The organism is Bradyrhizobium sp. HKCCYLS1011 (assembly GCF_051167795.1).
In the GTDB taxonomy this organism is placed as follows: domain Bacteria; phylum Pseudomonadota; class Alphaproteobacteria; order Rhizobiales; family Xanthobacteraceae; genus Bradyrhizobium.
On record NZ_JBNPTT010000004.1, the window covers coordinates 333,099 to 357,632 of the forward strand.

Below are 24,534 nucleotides of genomic sequence, written 5' to 3' on the forward strand. Positions count from 1 at the left end.
CGATCGGGATTCAGCGGTCGCTTTAGCCGTTGCGCAGGCCGTCGGCGGCGCGCTTCCACTGCGTCACGCTTTCGGCGATCATGCGGGTCGACTTCATCGCGGCCTGGCTGAGCTGAGCATAGCTGGCGATCTCGCGCTGGACGCGCTGGCCTTCGGCATGCAGCACGTCGCGCAGGCTCTCCAGCTCCGAGATCAGGTGCTCGATCTCCGACAGCGAGGTGCCGGCGACGCGCTGGATCAACGAATTGACGTTGTTGACCGCAGCGTCCGTCGAGACGTCGACCAGCGCAGGATCGGCCCCATTGGTCGGGCCCGGGCGGCGCAGATAGGCGATGTCGTTGCGCACGAAATCCCGGATTCCGGCTTCGACCTCGGAGACCGCCGCGAGATCGGCACTCAGCTCGGTTTCCGTTCCTTCGGCCTTGTCCGGACGAATAGCATTCATCGGCTATATCCCTGTTGCGCGTTACGTGAGAGCGGTGTCCCCGCACGACGAAAGTGACGTGGAGCTATCAGTTGCGGCGAAATGGGGCTACATCGCGGCCAAGATGCGGCAATGCTTCGACCATTAGCTACGGATTGCCCTATGTGTGGCGTTCACCAGCTGCGCTTGAATCCCGCCGAGATGCTCTTGCTCGTGGTGCCCTGCGCAGTCTCGCCGACTGAGCCCGAGATGGTGACGCCATCATAGAGCTTCTGCTCGGCGCCGACCTTGCGCAGCCATTTGTCGTCGCTCGACGACAGCGATTGGCCGGCGGTCACGCTGGTGCCGGTGTCGCCGATCGAGAGCTTGGCCGACTGCTCGGTGTCGAAGCTGCGGTTGGTGCGCGGCGCGGCGCCGGGCAGCGGCACCATGCCCTGCTGGTTCAAATTGTAGCCGTTCTGCAGGGAGAGATTGTAGCCGTCGAGCGGCACGGCCTTGGTGACGGTGGTGCCGATCTTGCTCTGGTCCGCGTTCGGATCGACGCGCGCTTCGATCGCCGTCTTGTCCCAGATCGCGCCGGCGCCCGGCGCGGTGACTGCGGCCCAGGCGCTGCCGCCGGACTGCGGCACGCTGCCGCCATTATCGGCTTTCTCCGCCAGAAGCTCCGACATCGTGGTCGGCTGCTTGGTCACGGTCATGTCGGCGCCGATCCGCGCATCCCAGAACGGCGACACGCTCTGCTTGACCGATACGGCGGAAGCGCCGTTCGCCTTGTTGTTGTTCGACCAGTTCAGATCGCTGCTGCCACCAGCTGCGGCAGCTTTGCCAGACTTGGTCTTCGCTTCCGGGCGGTCGAAAAAGGAGGATGCATCGATATTGAGCTGGCTCCAGTCGAGCTTGGTAATGTCGACATCCTTCATCGGATCGGCATCGGCGGTCTTCGGCGCATCGTCTGCATAGTCGGTCGCCTCATCGGCGGGCGGCGCGATCTGCTGCCAGGGTACCAGCTGCAGCGGCTGCTGCTTCGGCGGTTGTGTGAGGCTTTGCGCCACAACCGGCGACGCCGCAAAGCCCGCGCCCGCCGCCAAAAAAGCCAGCGTCAACCTGCCGATCATCATGAGAACCAACCCCCGCGCGTCGCGGAAAATCACGCCGCATTATGGTGGAATCTGGGCGCAGACGTATGACTGCGCAAGTCACGTGTTGGTTGGACAAGCGTGATCCAAAACACCGGTCCACAAGATCGGCGGCCCCCGGATTCCATCACTGCGCGCTGTCTCTTTCAGGCAAAGGAGCCGATTCGCGGCAGGTGAATCGGCCGGCCGAGCGTCTGCTCGACCAGGTCAAACGTGTCGACCAGCACGCGCAGGCGAATCAGCTTGCCGGCTCGAAATTGCGCGAAATGCGCAAAGCGCGTGGTGATTGGCTTCTCCGAATCACGCGCCGTCAACAAACAGCGCACCATCGAGGCCGCCCCATCGCGATCGAGCATCACGGTTTCGCGCTCGAACCGTCGAATGCGCAGGCTATGCGCAAGCTGCCTGACCGCCTCCACGACAGCGGCTTTACCCTGGCGTGCGCCGAGGAAGGGAAACATGTCGATTGGGCCGTAGATCGCCCAGTCGACGTCCTCGTCGAGCAGATCAGCGAGATCTTCGAAATGACGGTCGTTGACCGCGCACTGCAATGCGCGCGACAGACGCCAGAGACTGTGCTCTGCCATGTTAAAATAGGTCCTGAACTGGCTTGCAAAGCGCGCGCCGGCCATCGGGCAACGTCATTCACGACGTCGCGGCCAAGGGCGCCATTGGTAAATTCCGAGGCTTGGAGATAAGCAGATTCTGCCGTGGTGCAAATCACATTTTTGCAATGCACAATTGCGCTGTCTCCATCCGTTCAGCGGCGCTCTCATGGAGTGGACGCGCGTCCGATAGCGATTGTCACGGCGCGCTCCGCAATTTGGGCAGCCGCAGCGGGACCCGCTCACGACTCGCGCGGCAGATGCTCCATCACCAGCGCGGCGAGATCGCATTCCACCACCTGCTGCACCAGGTCGAATGTGTCCATGATCTCGCGGATGCGCGTGATGCGGCCGTCCTTCAGGGTGTAGAACACGGCGACGTCGTAGCGGACGATGCGGTCGTTGGAGCGCTTGCGCAGGTAGACGCGGATATCGGCCGCGACCTGGTCGCCGTCGGCGAGCAGGGCCTGAATCTCGTGCCGCCGCTCGACATAGCGGCTGCGCACGGTCTCCCACATCTGCCGTACCGCGCTCTGGCCGCGGCGCGGCCCGAGATGCGGGAGGATGTCGATCGGCGCCGAGGCGATATGCTCGACATCCTCGCTGCACAGCGACAGCACCTTGTCGAAATCGCCGGCGGCATAGGCATCGATCAGCTGCAGCACCCGTTCGCGATTGGTCTGCTCGATCATGCTGTCTCCGTGACGGGAAACCCGGCCGTTGTTCGCAGGTTGCGCGCAGGGGCTTGCGACCGTCAACCACCTCCGCGATTGCAAGCGTGCGGAATCGCTGAGAGGGTGAACAGTGCGTAACGACAGGACCGCGACAGTCGCTCTGTACCCTGGTCGCGGCGATGGGGCGGGTGATTCGCGCGCGATGCTGATGCGGATGTCGCTGCAAACGTGTCGGCCGCTGATCGATCGGGAACTGCGGCCTGTGCTGGTGGTTAATGACGCGACAATTTCCTTCCGGAGCATCGATATGAAGACGCTGATCGCCTTGTCCGTCGCGGCCGCCGCGCTTGTGTCCGCCCAGGCCGCCGAGGCCAAGGGGTGCATCAAGGGCGCGATCGTGGGCGGCGTTGCCGGCCACTATGCCGGCCATCACGGCATGCTGGGCGCCGCCGCCGGCTGCCTCTATGGTCGCCACCGCGCCAAGCAGCAGGAGCGCGATCAGGATCGCCAGCAGCAGAGCCAGGATAACGGTCGGACCTGAGCCGTTCGGCGTAGGGTGGGCAAAGCGCGAAGCGCGTGCCCACCCACTGCAACTACTAGCACCGCGCCTGCAGGGTGGGCACGCTTCGCTTTGCCCACCCTACGGTCTACGATCTGGATAGCGAGGCCGGAAGCTCGCGGTGAAGAGCGTGCCGGCACGCTTCGTTCGCTTCTGATTCACTTGTCAAACAACCGATGAGCTAACGATTGTCATCGCCCGCGAAAGCGGGCGATCCAGTATTCCAGGGACAGTTGTTGTTGAGCTGAGACTCCGCCCCGTAATGGATCCCCCGCTGGAGCCTGTCCTCGGGCTCGAGACTGGGGCATGACAGCAGATCGGACGCACCACCTCATCCTCGCGGCGCATCGCGCCCGAGCTTTGCATCTGGTCTCGCCCTCGAAGATAGAGGGCGCAGGGAAGGCCAGGTGCCGACCGCACCCATGGTCCGCGTGCAGCAAAAAAGCACGCGGCAGAACCACAGGTACGAGCCGGAGCAACCGGCCTTCCCTGCGCGATGGTTTACGGCTTATACGCGATCTCCCCGGTGCGCCGGGCTTTCTGGCCACCGTGTCGCGACAACGCGCTTGGCGCGTTGCGCTGGATACTAGCGTCGGAGTATCAGGACCACGCGACTTCACCGTCCGCGCTCAGTGCTGCTCGTCGTGCAGCCCGCGCGCGTCCACCGCATCCCGCTTCCCACGTATCGTGACGACGCGTACGCCCCTCATGTGGAAGCAGGACAAGCGAGATGATGGCGGTGATTTGCCCGACACGGCAAGGGAATCTGCCTGCGGCATGGTAACGCGACGGGCAGTCACACAACAGATCACAGATCGTTTTCTGCCGCGGGTCTCTTAAAGGTGATCTTCCGAACACGCCAGACGCAGTGGGAGCGCGCGCCGCGAAACCGCAGCTGGCCGACTTTATTCCTCTCGCACCAGAAGCAATTTCTGATGCGGAGATCTTGTCGCGATGCGCGCAGCTCCTATGCTCGCGGGCGGCCAGAACGAGCTGAAGCGTCTCGACGACATCGGGAGGACTGACGTGATGATCAGGGGATCCAATGCCGCACTCGCGGTGGCGCTGCTCGTGTCGTGGCCAGCCATGGCTCACACGCCGGAGCAGCCGCCGCACCAGCTCTATAATGAGGGCGACCTCAAGCTCGAAAGTGGCGAGGCGATCAAGGATTTCTCGATCTCCTACGTTACCCACGGCACGCTGAATGCGCAGAAATCGAATGCCATCCTGATGGTGACGGCGATCTCGGGCAATCATCACCGGCTCGACTTCATGATCGGGCCGGGCAGGGCGCTCGACACCAGCAAGTATTTCATCGTATGCACCGATGCGATCGCCAACGGGCTGACGACATCGCCGAGCAATTCGAAGCAGCAGCCGCGCATGTCGTTTCCGAAATTCTTGATCCGCGACATGGTGGAGTCGCAGTACCGCCTGCTCACGGAGAAGCTTGGCATCGACCATGTCGTCGCCGTGGTCGGCCCATCCATGGGCGGCATGCAGACCCTGCAATGGGGCGTCAGCCATCCGGAGTTCATGGACTCGCTGGTCGCCATCGTGCCGCTGGCAAAGACGCCGGCGTGGTCAGTCGCGGTAATGCAGGCGTCGCGCAAGGCCATCATGAACGATGCCGCGTGGAAGGACGGCAACTACGACACGCCGCCGGAGCAGGGCGTCCGGCTCTGGCGCGATATCGTCGCGTTGCTGGCCGCTCGCACACCCGACATGTATGCGGCGCAGTTCAAGAACGGGCTGGACGTGGTGCCCTGGATGGAGCAGCAGGAAACGGCGGCGCTGAAGGCGTTCGATGCCGACGACTGGATCTATCAGACCTGGGCCTATGACAGGCACGATGTCGGCACCACGCCCGGCTTCAACGGCGACACCGCCAAAGCCTTGGAGTCGATCAAGGCCAAGACGCTGATCCTGACCGGCACCAAGGACCTGCTCAATCCCGAGTTCGAGCCGATCGAGATGGGGAAGAACATTCCTGACGTGACGATCAAGACGATCTCGCCCGGCAGCGTCACCGGCCACGCCGCGGCCGGCGGCTTCCTGCCGGCGGATGTGGAGTTTTTGAATCGGGAGGTTAGCGCATTTCTCGACGAGGTGGCGAAGGGCGGGGCGACCTTTCACTATGACGCCCGGGCGCCGAAGGGCCGGCCGTATTGAGGTGATGCAGAGGAGGGGAGCATGATCCGTGGCAGTTGCCTGTGCGGTCGCGTCAAATACAGGATCAATGGTGCGCTGTCCGGTGCGCTCAATTGCCACTGCTCGATGTGCCGCAAGGCGCAGGGGGCGGCGTTCCGAAGCCGCGCCAGCGTAAAGGCATCGGAATTCGAATGGCTGCAGGGCGAAGACGTCGTGACGTTCTATGAGTCGTCCCCCGGCACCCATCGCGGGTTTTGCAGCGTCTGCGGTTCGCCGATCCTCTCGAAGTTCGCGGAACTTCCCTACTATGGTGTCCCGCTCGGGCCTCTTGATGACGACCCCGGCGTCCGTCCCGAGCTCCACGTCCATGTCGACAGCAAGGCGCCGTGGTTCGTCATCACGGATGACCTTCCGCAGTTTCCGCAAGGGCTGAATGACGGTCGGTCGAAACCTGAAAAGTCACGAGAGCCGCCGGCGTGAAGCCGGCGCCAACCGAAACGACTACTTGTAGAGAGTAGGTTCGGGGCATCGCGGTTCGTCATAGGATGCAATTTGTCCGATCGTCATTCCGGAAGCCGCGCAGCGGCTGTCCGGAATCCATTAACCTCGCTGCCGGTGTCAAATGGATTCCGGGCTCGTGCTGCGCGCACCCCGGAATGACGTTGGAATAAGTGGACGGCCGGTGAGGACATCGACGTAGTTGCAATTGATGCGAGCAAGTTTGAGAGCGGACCATGACTGCTAATCAAGCCATTCAAGGCCCCTATCTCCCTCCTGGGACGCACGTTCGGTACGATGGCCTTGAGGAGGGCGGCCCGGAGTATGGCGTTGTCATCCACTGCTGGCTCAATGAGGAGATTGATGGCGGTTACGACTGCTATGTCGCATTCTTCGGCAATGAACAACCGACCGGGAAGCCCGCCGGAAAGCCTTATGTCCTGCGCTACGCGTCGACATCACTCACGGTGATTGACCCTGACAGGCCACTCGAGTCTCGACGCTAGCTACCTTTTCTTTCAACCGCCTCTCTTCCCCGGGGCGCCGCCGGTCGAACGCGGGGCGGGGCCGAATTCGGGGCCGGAGTCGCGGGAGTTGGTTGGTTGGATGATGCGGCTCGATGAGCCGAACGGTTTTTCCGGGAGCTTGGGGTTGGGGCGGTAGGGCAGGGACTCCGGGCCGTGCATCTCGTCGAGATGGGGCTTGTGGACTTTGGAGCCAGTGCTTGCGTCACCATGACGGTCCCGACTCGTGGACCCCCCACCCCGACCTCGAGAGCGAGCTTCGCTCGCCTCGGACCCCGCAAGGGGGGAGGGAGAGGAGGGACCGCCGGTGCGGTTAGAAGAACCGGTGATTTCGTCGAAGGAGGGCAAAAGCGGGTCGTGGGGCTTCACCCCACCCCGCGCGGCTGCGCCGCGCGACCCTTCCCCTCCAGGGGAGGGTGAAGAAGAGCCGCCGCGTGCACTTCCGCGGCCCTTCAGGGCTGTGGTCGGCAAATTGGCGGCGTCGCCGTATTTCTTCGAGCCGGTGTAGGCGCCGGCGCGGTTCTGCACCGTTTTCTGTTTCGCGGTGGGGTCGTCGACCACGGCGAGCTCGGTGGCGCGGAGGCGCTTGACTTCGTCGCGCAGGCGGGCGGCTTCCTCGAAGTTCAGGTCGGCGGCGGCCTCGCGCATCCGAGTTTCGAGATCGGCGAGCACCGCCTCGAAATTATGCCCGATCGCGATGACGTCATCCGTGGTGGTGCCGCCGCCGGTCTCGATCAGCACGTGGTCGCGCTCATAGACCGAGTTCAAGATGTCGCCGATCGACTTCTTCACGCTTTCCGGCGTGATGCCATTGGCCTGATTGTACTCCACCTGCTTCTCGCGGCGGCGGTTGGTCTCGGCGATCGCGCGCTCCATCGAGCCCGTCACCTGGTCGGCGTAGAGGATCACCTTGCCGTCGACATTGCGCGCGGCGCGGCCGATGGTCTGGATCAGCGAGGTCTCGCTGCGCAGGAAACCTTCCTTGTCGGCGTCGAGGATCGCGACCAGCGCGCATTCGGGAATGTCGAGGCCCTCGCGCAACAGGTTGATGCCGACCAGCGCGTCGAACGCGCCGAGCCTGAGATCGCGGATGATCTCGATGCGCTCGATGGTGTCGATGTCCGAGTGCATGTAGCGGACGCGGATGCCCTGCTCGTGCAGATATTCTGTGAGGTCCTCGGCCATGCGCTTGGTCAGCACCGTGATCAGCGAACGATAGCCGGCCGCCGCGGTGGCGCGGACCTCGCCGAGGAGATCGTCGACCTGGGTGCGCGCGGGGCGGATGTCGACTGGCGGATCGATCAGCCCGGTGGGGCGGATGACCTGTTCGACGAACACGCCGCCGCTTTCGTTCAGCTCCCAGCCGCCTGGCGTGGCCGATACTGCGACGGTCTGAGGCCGCATCATGTCCCATTCCTCGAAGCGGAGCGGGCGGTTGTCCATGCAGGAGGGCAGGCGGAAGCCGTATTCGGCCAAGGTCGCCTTGCGACGGAAGTCGCCGCGGAACATGCCGCCGATCTGCGGCACGGTGACATGGCTTTCGTCGGCGAACACCAGCGCGTTGTCCGGGACATATTCGAACAAGGTCGGTGGCGGCTCGCCGGGGCGGCGACCGGTGAGATAGCGCGAGTAGTTCTCGATGCCGGCGCAACTGCCGGTCGCCTCCATCATCTCGATGTCGAACGTCGTGCGCTGCTCCAGCCGCTGTGCTTCCAGCAGGCGCCCCTGCGCATGCAGCTGGTCGAGCCGCATCTTCAGCTCCGATTTGATCGACTTCATCGCCTGCACCAGGGTCGGGCGCGGCGTCACATAGTGCGAATTGGCGTAGACCTTGATGAATTCGAGCTCGTCCTGCTTGTGGCCGGTGAGCGGATCGAACTCCTCGATATTCTCGACGGTGTCGCCGAACAAGTTCACGCGCCAGGCGCGGTCCTCATAGTGCGCCGGGAAGATGTCGATGACGTCGCCACGGACGCGGAAGGTGCCGCGGGTGAAATCGTGCTGGGTGCGCTTGTATTGCAGGGCGACGAGATCGGCGATCAGCTGGCGCTGGTCGATGCGCTCGCCCTTCTTCAGCGCGAAGGTCATCGCGGTGTAGGTCTCGACCGAGCCGATACCGTAGATGCAGGACACTGAGGCGACGATGATGACGTCGTCGCGCTCCAACAGCGCGCGCGTCGCCGAATGGCGCATGCGGTCGATCTGCTCGTTGATCGAGGAATCCTTCTCGATATAGGTGTCGGTGCGGGGGACGTAGGCCTCAGGCTGGTAGTAGTCGTAATAGGAGACGAAATACTCGACGGCGTTGTCGGGGAAGAAGCTCTTGAACTCGCCATAGAGCTGCGCCGCCAGCGTCTTGTTCGGCGCCAGGATCAGGGCAGGGCGCTGCGTCGCCTCGATCACCTTGGCCATCGTGTAGGTCTTGCCGGAACCGGTGACGCCGAGCAGCACTTGCGTGCGATCGTTGCGATTGATCCCCTCGACCAGCTCGGCGATCGCCTGCGGCTGGTCGCCCTTCGGCTCGTAGGACGACTTGATCTCGAAGCTAACGCCACCTTCGCTCTTCTCCGGGCGCGGCGGCCGGTGCGGCGTCCACACCTTCAGCGAGCCATCGTCCTTGCGGAACTCCGGACGGCCCTCGCGGATCAGCGCCTCCAGCGCTTCCGCGGTGGCTCTGACGCCGAGCGCCTCCATCTTGTTGCGCGGGGGACGGGCGAGCGCCTCGTCATCGTCCTCCGCAGTGGGCAGCCCGAGCTGCCGCGCCAGCTCCGGATCGAGCGTGGGGATGGTGGCCGAGGTGCCGTAATTGGCCTGCGGGGCTTCGGCGAGGCCATGTTGATCGGTGCTCGCGTCGCTCCCGCCCTGATCCTCCTCCGCACGCGGGCGAGGGGACGCAAGTGGCGCGGCCTTCGTTTCAGAACTGATGGTAGTGCCCGGCTCTCGCGACTTCAGGCCCTCCCCCGCTTGCGGGTCGAGACGAGCTTCGCTCGCTTTGAGAGGGTTGGGTGGGGACAAGCTATGCGACGGATCGCTCTTTGAGGACGACCGCGCTCCCATCGGCTGCGGGTTCGGCCGCAGCGGCATCGCGGGCGGCTCGGCTGCGTCGCGCTTGGTGACTTCAGCGCTTTTGCCGCGCGTCGAGGCGCGGGCGCGGTGTGCGGCGGCTTCGCCGCCGGAGCGGCGGTCCCAGGAATTGTCCGGCGGCGGCTGCAATCCGGTCGAGGAGCCGATGCCGCTTTCGCCCCTGTTGATCGCGGGGTTCAGGAGCTCGGCGAGCGCCGGCCCGATCGGCTGAACGTCTGGCCGATGTGCTTTGGACTTGGGAGATTTCGCGGGTTTCTTGGGAGCGTCTGGATTCTTCGCCATGGCCGGAATATGGGACTGAAACGGCCGGCAGAAAAGAGCGAAGGCCGGCGTTTGCCGCGCCAGCCTGGAACACGGGGGAAACCGATGAGCGGAACGCGCAAGGCCTTGATCGCGGGAGCGGCGCTCGCCGCCGCGTTGGTGCATTGTCAGCAGCTGGCAGCACAGCAGGCCGCCGAGCCGGCGACACGCGCTGCCAACGAGGCCTTCGCGAAGGATCTGCCCTTGTCCGATCGCGCCGATTTCGAGGACGCCAAGCGCGGCTTCATCGCCACAGTGCCGGACGGCGTGATCGCCGGTCCGCGCGCGCCGGCGTTCGACACCCGGCCGTTCGCATTCCTGAACAGCGATCAGGTGCCGCCGACCGTCAATCCCAGCCTGTGGCGGCAGGCGCAGCTCAATGCCGTCAACGGCCTGTTCCAGGTGGCCGAGCGCGTCTACCAGGTGCGCGGGCTCGACATCTCCAACATGACCATCATCGAAGGCGACACCGGGCTGATCGTGATTGATACCTTGCTGTCGAACGAGACTGCGAAGGCCGCGCTCGAGCTCTATCTGAAACACCGTCCGGCCAAGCCGGTCGTCGCCGTGATCTACACACACAGTCACATCGACCATTTCGGCGGCGCCAAGGGCGTCATCACTGCTGATGATGCCGCCACCGGCAAGGTCAAGGTGATCGCGCCCGACGGCTTCATGGAGCATGCGGTGGCTGAGAACGTCATCGCGGGCACCGCGATGACCCGCCGCGCCCAATACATGTATGGCATCAACTTGCCGGTCGGCGAGCGCGGGCAGATCGATGTCGGGCTCGGCAAGGCTCTGTCGCGCGGCACGCCGTCGCTGGTCCAGCCCAACGACGTCATCAAGCAGGACTACGAGACGCGCACGGTCGACGGCGTCGAGATCGAATTCCATCTGGTGCCGGGCTCGGAGGCGCCGGCCGAGATGCTGCTGTATTTTCCGCAGTTCAAACTGCTCGACATGGCGGAAGACGCCACCCACAACATGCACAATCTCTACACGCTGCGCGGCGCCGAGATCCGCGACGGGAGGATCTGGTCGCGCTATATCGGCGACGCCATCGCACGCTATGGCGACCGCACCGACATCGTGATTGCGCAGCATCATTGGCCGATGTGGGGCAATGAGCGGATCACCGCCTTCCTGAAGCGGCACCGCGATCTCTACAAGTTCATCCACGACCAGTCGGTGCGGCTGCTCAATCACGGGCTGACGCCGACCGAGATCGCGGAGCGCTTGAGGCTGCCGGCGAGTCTCGCCGGCGACTGGTCGGCGCGCGGCTATTACGGCACGCTGAGCCACAATGCCAAAGCGGTCTATCAGTTCTATCTCGGCTGGTACGACGCCAATCCCGCCGACCTCGATCCGCTGCCGCGCGCCGAGGCTGCCAAGAAGACGATCGACTACATGGGAGGCGCGGACGCCGTGCTGGCGCGGGCGCGAGAGGATTTCAAGACCGGGCAATATCGCTGGGTCGCGAGCATCATGAGCCAGCTCGTCTTCGCCGATCCCGACAACAAGGCGGCACGCGCGCTCGGCGCCGACGCGCTGGAGCAACTCGGCTATCAGAGCGAGGCCGCGACCTGGCGCGACGCCTATCTCACCGGCGCGGCCGAGCTGCGCAGCGGTCCGCCGAAGCCGCAAGCTGCGGCTGCGAATGCCGAGCTGCTCAAGGGCGTCAGCATCGATCTCGCCTTCGATTTCCTCGGCGTGCGCCTCAACGCGGCCAAGGCCGAGGGCAAGCATATCGTCATCGACTGGACCTTCACCGATACCGGCGAGACGCAGGTGATGAATTTGGAGAATTCCGCGCTGACCCATCGCGCCGGTCCGCTCGACGACAAGGCCGATGCCGGCGTCAAGCTCAGCCGCGCCACCTTCAACGCGATCTCGGCCAAGCAGCGCACCATGCTCGCGGCTGTTACCAGCGGTGACGTTGTGCTGTCGGGCAATCCGCAGAAGCTGCAGGAGCTGTTTGCGATGTTCGACGAGTTCGCCGGCGGCTTCGAGATCGTCGAGCCGCGCAAGACCGCGGTGGAATAGGCTGATCTGACCGCGTCACCAGCGCCGTCATTCCAGGTGACCTGCCACTGAAGTTTCATCCAGCGGCGTTTAGAGTCCGAGTGGGTTTTACGCCGATTGGCGCGGGTGGAGCAACGGGCGAGCGGCGGAGCTGGTCGGGGTTGCGCAGCCGATCGCCCGTTGCGGTGAATGTGGCAGCGTAGGCCGCCGGGGTCTGGTATTTCAGCGAGGAGTGAGGCCGCTCGCCATTGTAGTCGGCGACCCATGCAGCAATCTTGCTCCGTGCCTCGGCGATGCCGAAGAAGAGCGTCTCGTTCAGCAGCTCGTCGCGCATCCTGCCGTTGAAGCTTTCGACGAAGGCGTTCTGGATCGGCTTGCCCGGTGCGATGAAGTGCCAGGCGATGCTGTTGTCCTGGCACCAAGCCAGCATCGCATTGCAGGTGAACTCGGTGCCGTTGTCGGACACAATTGATCCTGGCTTGCCGCGCCAGGCGACGATGGCCGTCAGCTCTCGTGCCACCCGCCGGCCTGAGATCGAGGTGTCCGGGATCGCGCCCAGACACTCCTTGGTGACATCATCGACGATGTTGAGGATGCGGAAGCGCCGACCGTTGGCGAACTGGTCGGAGACAAAGTCCAGCGACCAGCGCGCATTCGGTTTCGCTTCCACCGGGATCGGAGCCCGCATCCCGATAGCCTTTCGACGGGCGCGTCGCTTGCGCACCCTAAGCCCTTCTTCGCGGTACAGCCGATGGATACGGTTGATGCCGGATCGCTCGCCCTCCCGTCGCAGCAGGATGAACAGCCGACGATAGCCGAACCGCCGCCGTTCGTTGGCAAGCTCGCGCAGTCTGACCCGAAGCTCGGCGTCCGAGGGGCGACGAGACCGGTAGCGCACCGTCGTCCGATCCGCCCCGATGATTGAGCAGGCCCGCCGTTCCGACAGGCCGAGCTTGGCCTGCAGGTGCGCCGCTGCGGCGCGCTTGGCGGCAGGCCCTACCATTTTTTTGAAAGCAGCTCCCGCAGCGCCGCCGCATCGAGCATCTGCTCGGCCAGCAACTTCTTCAGCTTGGCATTCTCGTCCTCGAGCGCCTTGAGCCGCTTGGCCTCGGAGACGTCCATGCCGCCGAACTTGGCCTTCCAATTGTAGAGCGTCGCCTCCGAGATCCCGTGCTTGCGAGCCAGATCGGCCGTCTTCGCACCGGCCTCGTGCTCTTTCAAAACCGCGATGATCTGCTCTTCCGTGAACCGCTTCCGCTTCATCTGTCCGTCCTTCGTCAGGGCGGACTCTAAATCCTTCTGGAGGAAATTCTTAGGGGCAGGTCACAGGGCACACGATGCGACAGCATCGAACGATGGCGCGCAGTTGCGCACCTGAGAATCTCGAGAGTCCGGGTTCAGCCATCCGCGCAAAATGGCGTCGCCATTTTGTCGCGCGGAATAATGACGGTGAAGGAAGCCATGTCCCGCGCTTGTGGCGCAGTTAAGACTAATGCCGCGTCGGCGGCTCGATGATGTCGAGATGAACGCCCTGGCACGCCATGCATTGCAGCGCCCAGTATTCGGCGCCGCCGCGGCCGTTGATCACGCGCAGCACCGCAAGCTGCCCGTCGCACTCGGGACAACGAGAGCGGATCAAGGCACTCCAGTGCCGGATTTGAGGCTCGGCCATGATGGCGGTCCGCGTTTAGGAGGGGCTGGTCAAGATGCTGTCAGCCGACATGCGCCGGCGGTTCAATGGCTATCCCCACCGCTTTCGGAAGCGGTCGATATGGCTCTTCGCGTCGGCAACGGCCATTTCGACATCCGACCACGCGAAGCCAACTTCGAGACTCGGGAACGAAACTCCATTGATCACCACGGGGCTCATGTCCGTCCGGCGAATCCGCGCGTGCCACAGCCCGCGACCCGCCTCGAACGGTTCGATGGTGAAGTCCTCATACCTGTACGTCATCTAGCAGTCCTAAGTACCGGCAGTCCGAATGCCCTGCATTGTGCCGCGAATCGTCCCAGGGACGTCAGATCGAAAGCGGTACGCAACTCATAGGTGCCGATATCCTTCCAACCTGTCGCAGAACGTGTTGCGGCGGCCACGCGGCGCGAATCTTGGTCAACGGATCTCAGCATATTGCACCAGAACCTCATCATGGATTCGTAACACCATGTGTGAAGCGGTTCACAAGATCACGTCTTTTTTGTCGGCTGCCATCGCGCGCGTGCGAACTATCAGGTTGTGTTGCGGCCCCGCGCATGATCCAGCGGCGAAAAGCCGTAAAATCACGGTGCCCCGTCTGAAAGCTGCGATACACCAAATACCAACGCTCGCCTTTCGGGACGCTGAGCGCGAACGGCGCAACCAACCGGCCTGCGGCGAGGTCGTCATCGATATAGGGCCGGATGCCCATCGCGACGCCGAGCCCGTCGACTGCAGCCTGCAGCGCCTGGCCATAATATTCGAACACCGTGCCGCGCGCCGTGATCCGCGTGATGCCGGCCGCCTTCAACCAAAGCGGCCAGTCCTCGGCTGCGTGCGCGACGCGCAGCAGGCTCGGTCCCTTCAGATCGGCGGGCCGCTTCAATGACGCCGCGAGCCGCGGCGTGCACACCGGCAACAGGTCGGCGGCGAACAGCGGCTCCGCGACCAGGCCCGGCCAGGCGCCGTCGCCGAGCCTGATGCCGCAGCTCCAATCGTCGCCGAACGGCACTGCCGCGCCGCCGGTGGTGATGCGCACTTCGATGTCGGGCTCTTCCTTGCTGAAATCGGCAAGCCGGGGGATCAGCCATTTCATCGCGAAGGTCGGTCCGACGCCGAGCGTCAGCACGCGCCGGTTGGCCGGCGCCATCACTTGCGCGGTGAGGCTCGCCAGCGCATCAAAGATCGGTGTCAGGCCGGCCTGATAGGTGCGTCCTGCGGCGGTGAGCGCCAGGCGGTTGGCCTTGCGTTCGAACAGCACCACGCCGAGCCGCTGCTCGAGCAGGCTGACCATGCGGCTGATCGCGGCGGCCGAGACGTTGAGCTCGGCGCCCGCCGCGGCGAAGCTGCCGCTGCGCGCCGCCGCCTCGAATGCCTTGATGCCGTTGAGAAACAGAAGCCGCCGCATAGACCCCCAGAAAAGCTGATGGAGGGCAAGATAACTCAGTTTGCGCTGCAGGCAACATCAGGCAATTCATAGGTGCCGAGGAGAATCGACATGACGCCGATGCTGATTGCAGCGCTTGGATTGCTGATGGTTGGAACCGCCTTCCTCTCCGGCATCTTCGGCATGGTCGGCGGGCTGATCCTGATCGGCGTGCTGCTGGCGCTGATGCCGCTGCCCGCGGCCATGGTGCTGCACGCGATCACGCAGATGGCCTCGAACGGCTGGCGCGCGGTGCTGTGGCACCGGCATATCCGGTGGCGGCCGGTGTTCGTCTATCTCATCGGTTGTGCGCTGGCGCTCGGCACCTGGTCGCTGCTGCGTTACGTGCCGGACAAGCCGGCGGCGCTGCTGATGCTGGGCGCGACACCGTTCCTGGCGCGGATGATGCCGGCGAGCCTGAAGCCCGATCCGGACAGCATCTGGCAGGGCGCCTTCTACGGCTCGATCTGCATGGGGCTGATGCTGATGACCGGCGTCTCGGGCCCGCTGATGGATACGTTCTTTCTCGGCGCGCACTTTGACCGGCGATCGATCGTCGCGACCAAGGCGACGTGCCAGGTCGCGAGCCACCTCACCAAGCTGATCTATTTCGGCGGCATCATCGACCAGGCCGCGAGCCTCGATCCGGTGCTCGCGATCGTTGCGGTTACAGCCTCGATGCTCGGGACCAGCCTGGCCCGCCGCATCCTGGAGGCGATGAGCGACCAGCAGTTCCGGATCTGGGCCAACCGCCTGATCACGACGGTTGCGAGCTACTACATACTCTATGGCGGGTGGCTGCTGCTGTTTGCCCGCAGCACACTTGCCGCCAACTGAGGGAGAGCGAGCATGAGCGAAAGAGCCGATCCGCTGGTGCTGGACTTCGTCGAATGGATCGCGCGTGCACCGCGCAGTCACGCCGAGGTGGTCGCGACCTGGAAGACCTCGTGTCCGCGGCTGACCATCTGGGAGGATGCCGCCGAGTGCGGCTATGTCGCGCGCGAGACGATCGCAGGTTTCGGTCTCGTGGTCACGGTGACGGACGCGGGCGAGCAGCTGCTGCGCGAGCACGGCCGCTGTCCCTGAAGCGCGATCACATTTCTGCGGGCTCCGGTCAGGATATTGACTCGCGGACGCGTTCCGGCGAGCTTCATGCAAATGCATCTTTTGCATGAGCCACAGGGAAACGCGCCGATGATCGACCTGTATTACTGGACCACGCCGAACGGCCATAAGATCACGATGTTCCTGGAGGAGACCGGGCTGCCATACCGGATCGTCCCGATCAACATCGGCAAGGGCGAGCAGTTCGGCCACGACTTCCTCAGCGTGGCGCCGAACAATCGGATTCCGGCGCTGGTCGACCACGAGCCCAAGGGCGGCGGCAAGCCGATCTCGCTGTTCGAGTCCGGCGCGATGCTGCTGTATCTTGCCGAGAAGACAGGGCAGTTCCTGCCGGCCAACATCTATGGCCGCTACGATGTGATCCAGTGGACATTCTGGCAGATGGCGGGGCTCGGACCGATGGCCGGGCAGAACCATCACTTCCGCAACTACGCGCCGGACAAGATCCCTTATGCGATCGACCGCTATGTCAACGAGACCAACCGGCTCTATGGCGTGCTGAACAAGCGCCTGGCGGGGCGCGAATTCATCGCCGACGATTATTCGATCGCCGACATGGCCTGCTATCCGTGGGTGGTGCCTTACAAGAACCAGGGCCAGAACATCGACGACTTCCCGAACCTCAAGCGCTGGCTTGCTGATATCGAGGCGCGGCCGGCCACCCAGCGCGCCTATGCCAAGGCCAAGGAGGTCAATCCGAATTTCGGCCAGCCGACGATTCGCACCGAGGAGGAGCGCAAGATCCTGTTCGGTCAGACCGCCTCGGTGGTGCGGTAGACGTCCCACGTCTTCGCTGTCATCATCCGCGAAAGCGGATGATCCAGTAGGCGCTGCTGTTTCGATCAACAATGACCGTTCCGGCGTACTGGATGCCCCGCCTGCGCGGGGCATGACACAGGGGGTAAGCACGCATGTCTCTCAAGCTCTACGAACTCGTCGGCACCGACGCTACCCGGCCGTTCAGCCCGTATTGCTGGCGCATCCGCATGGCGCTGGCGCATAAGGGTCTTTCAGCGGAATCGATTCCGTGGCGCTTCACCGAGAAGGCCGCTATCGCGCCGCACGGCTCGGAGAAGGTGCCTGTCATGCTCGACCGCGACAGGACGGTGGTCGATTCCTGGGTGATCGCGAATTATCTGGAAGACACCTATCCGGAGCGGCCGTCGCTGTTCGGAGGCGACGGCGGCCGGGCGATGGCGCGGTTCATGAACTGGTGGGGCGATATCGCCATTGTCGGCGGCATCTTCCCGTTGATCATTGCCGACATCCCGAAGAATCTCGCCGCTGTCGATGCTGACTACTTCCGCAGCTCGCGCGAGGCACGGTTCGGCAAGTCGTTGGAAGAGGTGATGACGAACCGCGACCAGGCTGTGGTCAATTTCCGCAAATCGCTCGACCCGCTGCGGCTGACTTTGAAGTCGCAGGCTTTCATCGGCGGCAACGAGCCGAACTATGCCGACTACATCGTGTTCGGCGGCTTCCAATGGGCGCGCGTGGTCAGCCCATTCAAGCTGCTTGAGGAGGCCGATCCCGTCTACGCCTGGCGCGAGCGGTTGCTCGACGCGTTCGACGGGATGGCGCGGACTTCGCCGGGCCATCCGGTGTGACGCTCAGACATTCGGCGGCCGGCTCGCGCGCCACGCCGCCAATCCGTCCGTGAGAGCAGGGCTTCCGACCAGGCGCGCAAATTGCTCGCTCTCGACCTGAAGGCCCTCGCTGATCGCCATGTTTAGGCCGCGCGTCGCGGCGGTGATGATGGCAGCCACAGTATCAGGCGAATGTCGGATGATGCGTTGCGCAAGCTGGCGCGCTGCGGGCAGGAGCTCATGGTGCGGCACGACCGCATTGACGAGCCCGATCTCCAGCGCCCGTTGCGGCGAGAACGGATCGCCGGTCAGCAGCAGTTCAAGGCCCCGCTTGCGCCCGACCAGCCGCGGCAGCCGCTGGGTGCCGCCGAAGGTCGGCGGCATGCTGAGCCTGATCTCCGGCTTGGCGAATGAGGCACGCTCGCTGGCAATGGCGAGATGGGTGGCCTCGGTGACCTCGCAGCCGCCGCCATAGGCAAGACCGTTGACGGCGGCGATCACCGGCTTGGTGAAGGCCTCCAGCCGCGCCGTCATGGTCTGGCCGCGCCGCACGAAATCGCGGATCGCGGCGTCGCGGCCGGCGCGGACGCTCTCGGAGAATTCATGGATGTCGGCGCCCGCCGAAAAAGCGCGCTCGCCCGCACCGGTCAGGATCACGGCGCGCACCGCAGCGTCGGTTTCGATACGGTCGAGGGCCGCCATCAAGTCGCCGATCAAGGCGTAGTTCAGGGCGTTCAGACGCGCGGGAAGGTTCAGCGTGAGCAGCGCGATGTTGTCGGCGACATCGATCAGGATGTTATCGGGCATTCGGTTTCTCCAAGACACGTTGCCGCAAGCGTAGGAGAGCGCCGCCATTGTGTATATTCACTGGTCAGTATACATTGGCCCCATGGCTCGCTCCTCCGACCCGACCCGTGCGCGCATCATCCAGGCGGCAAGCGCGCTGTTCTACAGCGAGGGCATTCGCGCCGTGTCCGTCGACGCCGTCGCGGACAAGGCGGGATTGACCAAGAAGACGCTGTACTATCATTTCAGGAGCAAGGACGATCTGGTCGCGGCCTATCTCGCCGCGCGCGACCAGCCCAACCTGGCGCTGTTCAAGCGCTGGTTCGACGAAGCAGACGGCGGCCTACCGGACAAGTGTGCAGCCATCTTTGCCCATCTTGCGCGCTCGGTGCGGCATCCGAAATGGCGCGGCTGCGGCTTCCTGCGCACCACGGCCGAGCTCGCCAATCTGCCTGGGCATCCCGCGATCAAGATCGGCGCGGCGCACAAGAAGAAGTTCGAGAGTTGGCTGCGCGACACCTTCGAGGCCGAGGGTGTCAGCGAGCCGGGCGAGCTTGCCCGGCAGATGCTGCTGCTGCTCGACGGCGCCTTCGCCGTCGTCCTGCTGCATCGCGACGCCAGCTATATGGAGACGGCGGGTGCAGCGGCGCGCGCGCTTGTCTCGGCCGGGGTTGCGAGCCGCGCTAGGCGTCGCAGCCGCGCCCGTTGACGCGCTCGGCGTGAACGACGGTCGCCACCATCTTGCTGGCCATGCCGTCGAAGTCCGACGGCTTCAGATAGCCGGCAGCATAGGCCTCCTGCGTCAGCCGCTCGATCCGCCGGTCGTCCGCTGTCAGCCATTGCCTGGCGATATAGCCGGCTCCGGCGGGCCCATAGGTTTCGGGATAGCGCTCGCTCTGGTTCTGGCGGTGATAGTAGTACTCGTTCAGGCCGCTGATGAATTGCTTGCGGGCGTCGCCGCAGCGATCGCTCCAGGGACGGTCGAGCGCCGCCAGAGCGCCTTTCCGCTGCGACTCGCGGGCGTCCGCGATGTATTTCTCGTGCTCGTCGAAGTCGCGGTCGCCGATCGGGGTGAACGACTGCGGCGCGACCGAGGGGGCGGGTGCGAAGGCCCAGGCGGCAACTTGCCAGATCACCACCGCCCAGACGATGAACCAGAGACGATTCATCCGCGGGCCGCTCCCGTATGTTGTTGACGCGGCAGGCAGACCGGTGACTCGTCGAACCAGAGTCCGGGCCCGGCGAATTGCAGCACCTCTTCGCGCACGTCACCGGCAAAATCTGCCCTGACGACGCCCTTCTGATCGAAGGCTTCGAACAAGGCCTCCTTCACCCGCTGGTCAAGCGGGGTCGAGAAGGTGTCGGCGGCCTCTTTGATCTTCTTGTCACCGCAAAACATCCTCATGCTGGGCGAACAGCCCAGCTTGGCTTGATAGGCGCGCGCATAGGCGGTCAACGCGTCGACCAAATTCCGCTTCATGGTTTCATCGCAGGGCGACATCTTGTACGCGGTGGCCGCCTGCAGCGCATCGAGACGCAACGCATCGAGCTTCGGGTTCTTGTCGCTCTGCGACGTATGCTGAGCGACCCAGGCTTTGCGTTCGAACTCCTCGGCGTCTTTGCCACCGAAGCTCTTGTCCACCAACGCAGGCAGCTCCGCCACGATGTGAGGGCTAGGGGTGTAAATCGGAAAGCCGCGAACAACCCAGCTGACACCGACGAAGGCCGTGACAAAGGCCATAACAACAAAAGCAATGAAACGGATCATGAGAAACGCTCACGTGGAAATCCCGGCGTGGGTACCAGCGTCATATTAATTCATGCCAAATATTTGCGCCTGACGCGCGACAAAGAACGTAAACGAAGTCTAACGATTTCATATCGTCTGTGGGCAGACGCGACGTCTCGTTGTTGGATAGCATGAGATTGTGCCGATGAAATCACTCAGCACCGGGTTCGCCGCTACGGCGCGGGCTGCGTAGAACGCCATTCGCGGCGAGCAGATCGATCGTCGCTTCGAGGTCCGGCAGGACGGCCGCGCAGCACTGCCGTGTTTCCTCGGTTGGCTGCACGATGTCGGGGACCATCAGCGTGATCGCGCCGGCGGCGTGGGCTGCGGCGACACCGGGATTGGAATCCTCCACTGCGACGCAGGCTTGCGCCGGCGTGCCGAGCCGCGCGGCGGCCAACAGATAGAGATCGGGATGCGGCTTGCCGCGGCTCACATCGTCGCGGGTCAGGATCGCATCGAAGCGGCCATCGATCCCGGCGGCTGCGAGATGTTGTGCCGCCGTGCGACGCGACGATGAGGTGACGATCGCCCTCGGCAGGCCGGCCGCCTCGATTGCATCGAGCAGCGCGAGCGCGCCGGGCTTCAGCCGCATTCCCGCGGCAAGCGTGGCGGCCGTGTTGGCTGCGAACAGCCGGTTCACCTCGGCGATCGGGAAGTCGGGGCCGAAATGCGCGCGCATCATCTTCTGGCACTCTGGGCCGGGAATGCCGATCATCGTGTGACAAAGCGCGGCGACACCATCGGTGTAGCCCAGGGCGCTGAACGCCGCGATCGAGCTTTCGAGATAGACGCGCTCGGTGTCGATCAGCGTTCCGTCCATGTCGAGCAGGACAGCCTTGATATGCCAGCGCGCCATCAACGTGCCGCCGTGATCGCTGCGAACGCGTGCAGGCAGTCGCGGCACAGGCAGTCCTGAAAGGCGGACTCTTGCCCCTCGGACGGCAGCGGCAGGCGAACGGTTTCCTCGAAGCACCAGCAGGCGCCACTGGGGTCGCAGGTGAATTCCGTTCCGCATCGGGCGCAGGCGAGACGGCGGGCGCTAACGCTTTCTAAACGATTTGTCACGATCGGAACCGCGCTTCGAGCGCCCTTTTCATGTGAGGTTCAGGTTGCTGCGACGTATAGTGGCGCTCTGCATTGCTCCTCGCAATGATGAATTGCGTGGCATCGGCAAATCAGCCGTGCATGAGAACGGTGCATGAGGGTGCACGAGATTGTGTAGGTGATGACGATGGCCCGTGATCCGCAAGCTGCCCTCGTTGCGCTCAACCGTTTCGGCCTCGGTGCGCGCGGCGGCGCATCAGGTGATTTCACCAGCGCCGCCTCCGATCCACGCGGCTTCGTCAAATCGGAGCTCGGCCGCGCCAGCGGCGCGCTGCTGGAGGCGCCCGGCTTGCAGTCGACGCAAGCCTTGGCGGAGGCGGTCTTCGCCTATCAGGACGAGGTGAAGCGTGCCCGCGAGATGGCGAAATCCGCCGCGCCCGCGGCTGATGCGGTTGGACCTCAGTCAAGTCCGACGGCAGCGTCGCCGCAGCAACGCGGCCTTTCTCTCAATAAGGTGGCGAACAACATCGGAAATGTTGCGCCGGAGACGAAGCCGGCCGACGGCAATATGAGCATGGCGCCCGAAGCGGCGCAGTCCAATGCGGGAATGCAGCCCAATGCGGCCAAGCCCGCACCGCAGCCCCAGCAGCCGCTCAACGTGATCCAAAAAACCTATCGCGCAGAAGCCTTGGCGCGGCTGCAGCGTGCGGTGCTGGCCGATTGCGGCTTCACCGAGCGGCTGGTGGCGTTCTGGTCGAACCATTTCTGCATCTCCGCCAATAAGGGCGAATTGGCGCGGATCTGGGCCGGCGCCTTCGAGCGCGAGGCGATCCGCCCGCATGTGTTCGGGCGCTTCGCGGACATGGTGAAGGCGGTCGAGCAGCATCCGGCGATGCTGTTCTTCCTCGACAATCAGCAATCGCTGGGGCCGGACTCGCGGGCCGGGCAGAACCGCAAGCGCGGGCTGAACGAGAACCTCGCGCGCGAGATCATGGAGCTGCATACGCTCGGCGTCGGCGGCGGCTACACCCAGGAGGACGTCACCACGCTCGCGCGCATCATCACCGGGTGGACCTTCGCCGGCCGGCAGGGCAAGCTTGGGGCGCCGGGCGAGTTCGTGTTCAACGCCAATGCGCATCAGCCGGGACCGCAGACATTGCTCGGCAAGGTGTACCAGGACGATGGCCTGGCGCAGGGCGAAGCCGCGCTTGCCGATATCGCGCACCACCCTTCGACTGCAAAATTCATTGCAACCAAATTCGTGCGTCATTTCATCGCCGATGATCCGCCGCCGGCCCTGGTGGCGCGGCTCGAGACCGTATTCAAGAGGACTGACGGCGATCTGAAGGCCCTCACGCTGGCGCTGATCGATTCCGACGAAGCCTGGTCGGCGCCGCTCACCAAGATGCGCAATCCTTATGAGTTCGTGGTCGCCAGCGGGCGGCTTCTGGCGCGCGTGCCGGAGGATCCCGGTCCTTATCTCGGTGCGCTCAACGCCTTGGGCCAGCCCTTGTGGACGCCGGCCGGACCGAACGGCTTTCCCGACACCAACGCCGCCTGGGCGGCGCCGGAGGGCCTGAAGCTCCGGCTCGACATCGCCGCGCAGCTCAGCTCGAAGGTCGGCAACACCATCGATGCGCGCGAGCTGCTGGAGCTGGTCGCCGCGGACGCGGCGTCCAGCGAAACCCGTCGCACCATTGAACGCGCGGAATCCCGCCAGCAGGCGCTGGCACTGTTGTTGATGTCGCCGGAATTCCAGAGGAGGTGAGGATGGAACTGATCAGGACGCCGCTGGTCACGTCACGCCGCCAGCTGCTGCTCGCCGGCGCTTCCTTCGCGGCCTGGGCCTACCTGCCGCGATTCGCGCGCGCCGCAGAACAGCGCGATCCGCGCCTCGTCGTCGTGATCCTGCGCGGCGCGCTCGATGGTCTCGCCACCGTGGCGCCAACAAGTGATCCCGATTATGCCGGCCTGCACGGTGCGATCGCATTGAGCGCAGATGGACCACATCCCGCCGTCATGCTCGACTCGTTCTTCGCGCTGCATCCGTCGATGCCGGAATTCGCCCGCATGTATCAGAGCAAGCATGCGACGGTCGTGCATGCGGTCGCGACACCCTATCGCGATCGTTCGCATTTCGACGGGCAGGACGTGCTGGAAAGCGGCTTTGCCGGGCCCGGCCGCGTGCAGTCCGGCTGGCTCAACCGCGCGGTCGAAGCGTTGCCACGCGGCGAGCGCGTGGCGAGCGCGCTCGCGGTGGGACCGACCACGCCGCTGGTGTTGCGCGGGGCCGCGCCGACCGTAGGCTGGGCGCCGGTGACGTTGCCTCAGGCGGACGATGACACGGCGATGCGGCTGGTCGATCTCTACACCCATCGCGATCCGGCGCTGGCGAGCGCGCTGTCGCAAGGCCTGCAGCTGGAAAAGGTCGCGCGCGGTGACGACATGAAGGTCAAGCCCGGCGGCAACGCGGCCACAGCCATGCGCCAGGTAGCGCGCGGTGCGGCGAAGTTGATGGCCGCAGATGATGGGCCGCGCATTGCAGCGCTCGCCTTCGATGGCTGGGACACCCACGCCAACGAAGGTGGTGCAGTCGGCCGGCTTGCGGGCCTGCTCTCGGGGCTCGACGGCGCCCTGGCCGAATTTGAAAGCGGATTGGGTGCGCATTGGCGCGACACCGTCGTGGTGGTCGCGACAGAATTCGGCCGCACAGCGAAAATCAACGGCACTGAGGGCACCGACCATGGCACCGGCACCATCGCACTGCTTGCCGGCGGCGCGGTGAACGGCGGCCGCGTGATTGCGGATTGGCCAGGCCTGAAGCCGACGAGCCTCTACCAGGCGCGTGACCTCGCGCCGACCACCGATCTGCGCGCCGTGCTGAAGGGCGTGCTGGCCGATCATCTCGGCATCGGCGAGCACGCGCTGGCGACGTCCGTGTTTCCAGACAGCGCCGTCGTGAAGCCGATGAAGGGGCTCGTGGCCTAAATCCGCCGATCGTCGTATCAGCGCTGGAGCCTGCTCAAAAGATCGCTACGGTGATCCTTGCGGGCGCGCGCCATCGCAAAATCTGCTACTCCAGATCAGCGGCTATCATCGGAT

The 24,534-nt window shown here is 64.4% G+C and carries 25 protein-coding genes; 11 read left to right on the forward strand and 14 right to left on the reverse strand.

What is annotated here, in order from left to right; all coding sequences use genetic code 11:
* Positions 1-22: 22 nt before the first annotated feature.
* From ACQR1W_RS14560 to ACQR1W_RS14575, 4 genes are all read right to left on the reverse strand, one after another.
* Positions 23-445, reverse strand: a complete 423-nt coding sequence (locus tag ACQR1W_RS14560; protein WP_008971308.1) for a hypothetical protein — start codon at positions 443-445, stop codon at positions 23-25.
* A gap of 152 nt (positions 446-597) precedes the next feature.
* Positions 598-1,542, reverse strand: coding sequence for a hypothetical protein (locus ACQR1W_RS14565; protein WP_434851415.1), 945 nt, complete (start codon positions 1,540-1,542; stop codon positions 598-600).
* Positions 1,543-1,706: 164 nt separating this feature from the next.
* Positions 1,707-2,147, reverse strand: coding sequence for a nuclear transport factor 2 family protein (locus tag ACQR1W_RS14570; RefSeq protein ID WP_035982453.1), 441 nt, complete (start codon positions 2,145-2,147; stop codon positions 1,707-1,709).
* A gap of 260 nt (positions 2,148-2,407) precedes the next feature.
* Entirely contained in the window at positions 2,408-2,857 is a 450-nt protein-coding gene (locus ACQR1W_RS14575) for a nuclear transport factor 2 family protein (protein WP_008971312.1), read from the reverse strand.
* Between the two features lie 289 nt (positions 2,858-3,146).
* On the opposite strand from ACQR1W_RS14575, the gene ACQR1W_RS14580 reads away from it, so the two are divergent.
* The 3 genes from ACQR1W_RS14580 (at position 3,147) to ACQR1W_RS14590 (ending at position 6,029) form a co-directional block, all read left to right on the forward strand.
* Positions 3,147-3,380, forward strand: coding sequence for a hypothetical protein (locus ACQR1W_RS14580; protein ID WP_434851843.1), 234 nt, complete (start codon positions 3,147-3,149; stop codon positions 3,378-3,380).
* 972 nt (positions 3,381-4,352) lie between these two features.
* Positions 4,353-5,570 (forward strand): alpha/beta fold hydrolase, encoded by a 1,218-nt coding sequence (locus tag ACQR1W_RS14585; protein ID WP_434851416.1) that lies wholly within the window; start codon positions 4,353-4,355, stop codon positions 5,568-5,570.
* 21 nt (positions 5,571-5,591) lie between these two features.
* Complete coding sequence (locus ACQR1W_RS14590) at positions 5,592-6,029, forward strand: GFA family protein (protein WP_434851417.1); 438 nt, start codon at positions 5,592-5,594, stop codon at positions 6,027-6,029.
* Positions 6,030-6,565: 536 nt separating this feature from the next.
* On the opposite strand, the gene uvrB is transcribed toward ACQR1W_RS14590, so the two are convergent.
* Positions 6,566-9,937, reverse strand: coding sequence for an excinuclease ABC subunit UvrB (gene uvrB / locus ACQR1W_RS14595; protein WP_434851418.1), 3,372 nt, complete (start codon positions 9,935-9,937; stop codon positions 6,566-6,568).
* Positions 9,938-10,021: 84 nt separating this feature from the next.
* On the opposite strand from uvrB, the gene ACQR1W_RS14600 reads away from it, so the two are divergent.
* Positions 10,022-12,001 carry an alkyl/aryl-sulfatase gene (locus ACQR1W_RS14600; RefSeq protein WP_434851419.1) on the forward strand — a complete coding sequence of 660 codons (1,980 nt, stop codon included), beginning with the start codon at positions 10,022-10,024 and terminating at the stop codon, positions 11,999-12,001.
* A gap of 55 nt (positions 12,002-12,056) precedes the next feature.
* Here the strand turns inward: ACQR1W_RS14600 and ACQR1W_RS14605 are convergent.
* The 4 genes from ACQR1W_RS14605 to ACQR1W_RS14620 form a co-directional block, all read right to left on the reverse strand.
* Positions 12,057-13,243, reverse strand: a protein-coding gene (locus ACQR1W_RS14605; protein WP_434851420.1) for an IS3 family transposase whose coding sequence is annotated in 2 segments (ribosomal slippage) — positions 12,057-12,991 and positions 12,991-13,243 — 1,188 coding nt in all. Because the reading frame shifts where the segments join, the coding sequence is not laid out codon by codon here.
* 226 nt (positions 13,244-13,469) lie between these two features.
* Positions 13,470-13,652 (reverse strand): hypothetical protein, encoded by a 183-nt coding sequence (locus ACQR1W_RS14610; RefSeq protein WP_035981394.1) that lies wholly within the window; start codon positions 13,650-13,652, stop codon positions 13,470-13,472.
* A 69-nt stretch (positions 13,653-13,721) separates the two neighbouring features.
* Entirely contained in the window at positions 13,722-13,934 is a 213-nt protein-coding gene (locus ACQR1W_RS14615) for a hypothetical protein (protein WP_008968905.1), read from the reverse strand.
* Between the two features lie 190 nt (positions 13,935-14,124).
* The gene (locus tag ACQR1W_RS14620) at positions 14,125-15,081 is read right to left on the reverse strand and encodes a LysR substrate-binding domain-containing protein (RefSeq protein WP_434851421.1); all 957 of its coding nucleotides are present in this window, start codon (positions 15,079-15,081) and stop codon (positions 14,125-14,127) included.
* 90 nt (positions 15,082-15,171) lie between these two features.
* On the opposite strand from ACQR1W_RS14620, the gene ACQR1W_RS14625 reads away from it, so the two are divergent.
* From ACQR1W_RS14625 to ACQR1W_RS14640, 4 genes are all read left to right on the forward strand, one after another.
* Complete coding sequence (locus tag ACQR1W_RS14625; protein WP_434851422.1) at positions 15,172-15,936, forward strand: TSUP family transporter; 765 nt, start codon at positions 15,172-15,174, stop codon at positions 15,934-15,936.
* Between the two features lie 12 nt (positions 15,937-15,948).
* Positions 15,949-16,185 carry a hypothetical protein gene (locus ACQR1W_RS14630; RefSeq protein WP_434851423.1) on the forward strand — a complete coding sequence of 79 codons (237 nt, stop codon included), beginning with the start codon at positions 15,949-15,951 and terminating at the stop codon, positions 16,183-16,185.
* Positions 16,186-16,293: 108 nt separating this feature from the next.
* A complete protein-coding gene (locus ACQR1W_RS14635; protein ID WP_434851424.1) occupies positions 16,294-17,001 on the forward strand; it encodes a glutathione S-transferase N-terminal domain-containing protein in 708 nt (235 codons plus the stop codon).
* A 134-nt stretch (positions 17,002-17,135) separates the two neighbouring features.
* Entirely contained in the window at positions 17,136-17,831 is a 696-nt protein-coding gene (locus ACQR1W_RS14640) for a glutathione S-transferase family protein (protein WP_434851425.1), read from the forward strand.
* Between the two features lie 3 nt (positions 17,832-17,834).
* Here the strand turns inward: ACQR1W_RS14640 and ACQR1W_RS14645 are convergent, their stop codons facing one another.
* Positions 17,835-18,617: a crotonase/enoyl-CoA hydratase family protein gene (locus tag ACQR1W_RS14645; protein ID WP_434851426.1), complete on the reverse strand. Its 783-nt coding sequence runs from the start codon at positions 18,615-18,617 to the stop codon at positions 17,835-17,837.
* Between the two features lie 82 nt (positions 18,618-18,699).
* On the opposite strand from ACQR1W_RS14645, the gene ACQR1W_RS14650 reads away from it, so the two are divergent.
* Positions 18,700-19,305 (forward strand): TetR/AcrR family transcriptional regulator, encoded by a 606-nt coding sequence (locus tag ACQR1W_RS14650; protein ID WP_434851427.1) that lies wholly within the window; start codon positions 18,700-18,702, stop codon positions 19,303-19,305.
* Here ACQR1W_RS14650 and ACQR1W_RS14655 read toward each other — a convergent pair.
* From ACQR1W_RS14655 to ACQR1W_RS14670, 4 genes are all read right to left on the reverse strand, one after another.
* Positions 19,280-19,765 carry a hypothetical protein gene (locus ACQR1W_RS14655; protein WP_434851428.1) on the reverse strand — a complete coding sequence of 162 codons (486 nt, stop codon included), beginning with the start codon at positions 19,763-19,765 and terminating at the stop codon, positions 19,280-19,282. The two genes, ACQR1W_RS14650 and ACQR1W_RS14655, sit on opposite strands and share 26 nt — an antisense overlap.
* Entirely contained in the window at positions 19,762-20,364 is a 603-nt protein-coding gene (locus tag ACQR1W_RS14660; protein ID WP_434851429.1) for a hypothetical protein, read from the reverse strand. The genes ACQR1W_RS14655 and ACQR1W_RS14660 overlap by 4 nt, the downstream gene beginning before the upstream one ends.
* Before the next feature lie 172 nt (positions 20,365-20,536).
* Positions 20,537-21,244: an HAD family hydrolase gene (locus tag ACQR1W_RS14665; protein WP_434851430.1), complete on the reverse strand. Its 708-nt coding sequence runs from the start codon at positions 21,242-21,244 to the stop codon at positions 20,537-20,539.
* On the reverse strand, positions 21,244-21,453 hold the full coding sequence (locus ACQR1W_RS14670) for a cysteine-rich CWC family protein (protein ID WP_434851431.1): 210 nt from the start codon (positions 21,451-21,453) through the stop codon (positions 21,244-21,246). Before ACQR1W_RS14670 ends, ACQR1W_RS14665 begins: the two co-directional genes overlap by 1 nt.
* 166 nt (positions 21,454-21,619) lie before the next feature.
* Here ACQR1W_RS14670 and ACQR1W_RS14675 point away from each other — a divergent pair, with 166 nt between their 5' ends.
* Together ACQR1W_RS14675 and ACQR1W_RS14680 are read left to right on the forward strand one after the other, a co-directional pair.
* Complete coding sequence (locus ACQR1W_RS14675) at positions 21,620-23,200, forward strand: DUF1800 domain-containing protein (RefSeq protein WP_434851844.1); 1,581 nt, start codon at positions 21,620-21,622, stop codon at positions 23,198-23,200.
* Between the two features lie 2 nt (positions 23,201-23,202).
* A complete protein-coding gene (locus ACQR1W_RS14680) occupies positions 23,203-24,420 on the forward strand; it encodes a DUF1501 domain-containing protein (RefSeq protein ID WP_434851432.1) in 1,218 nt (405 codons plus the stop codon).
* The last annotated feature ends 114 nt before the right edge of the window (positions 24,421-24,534 follow it).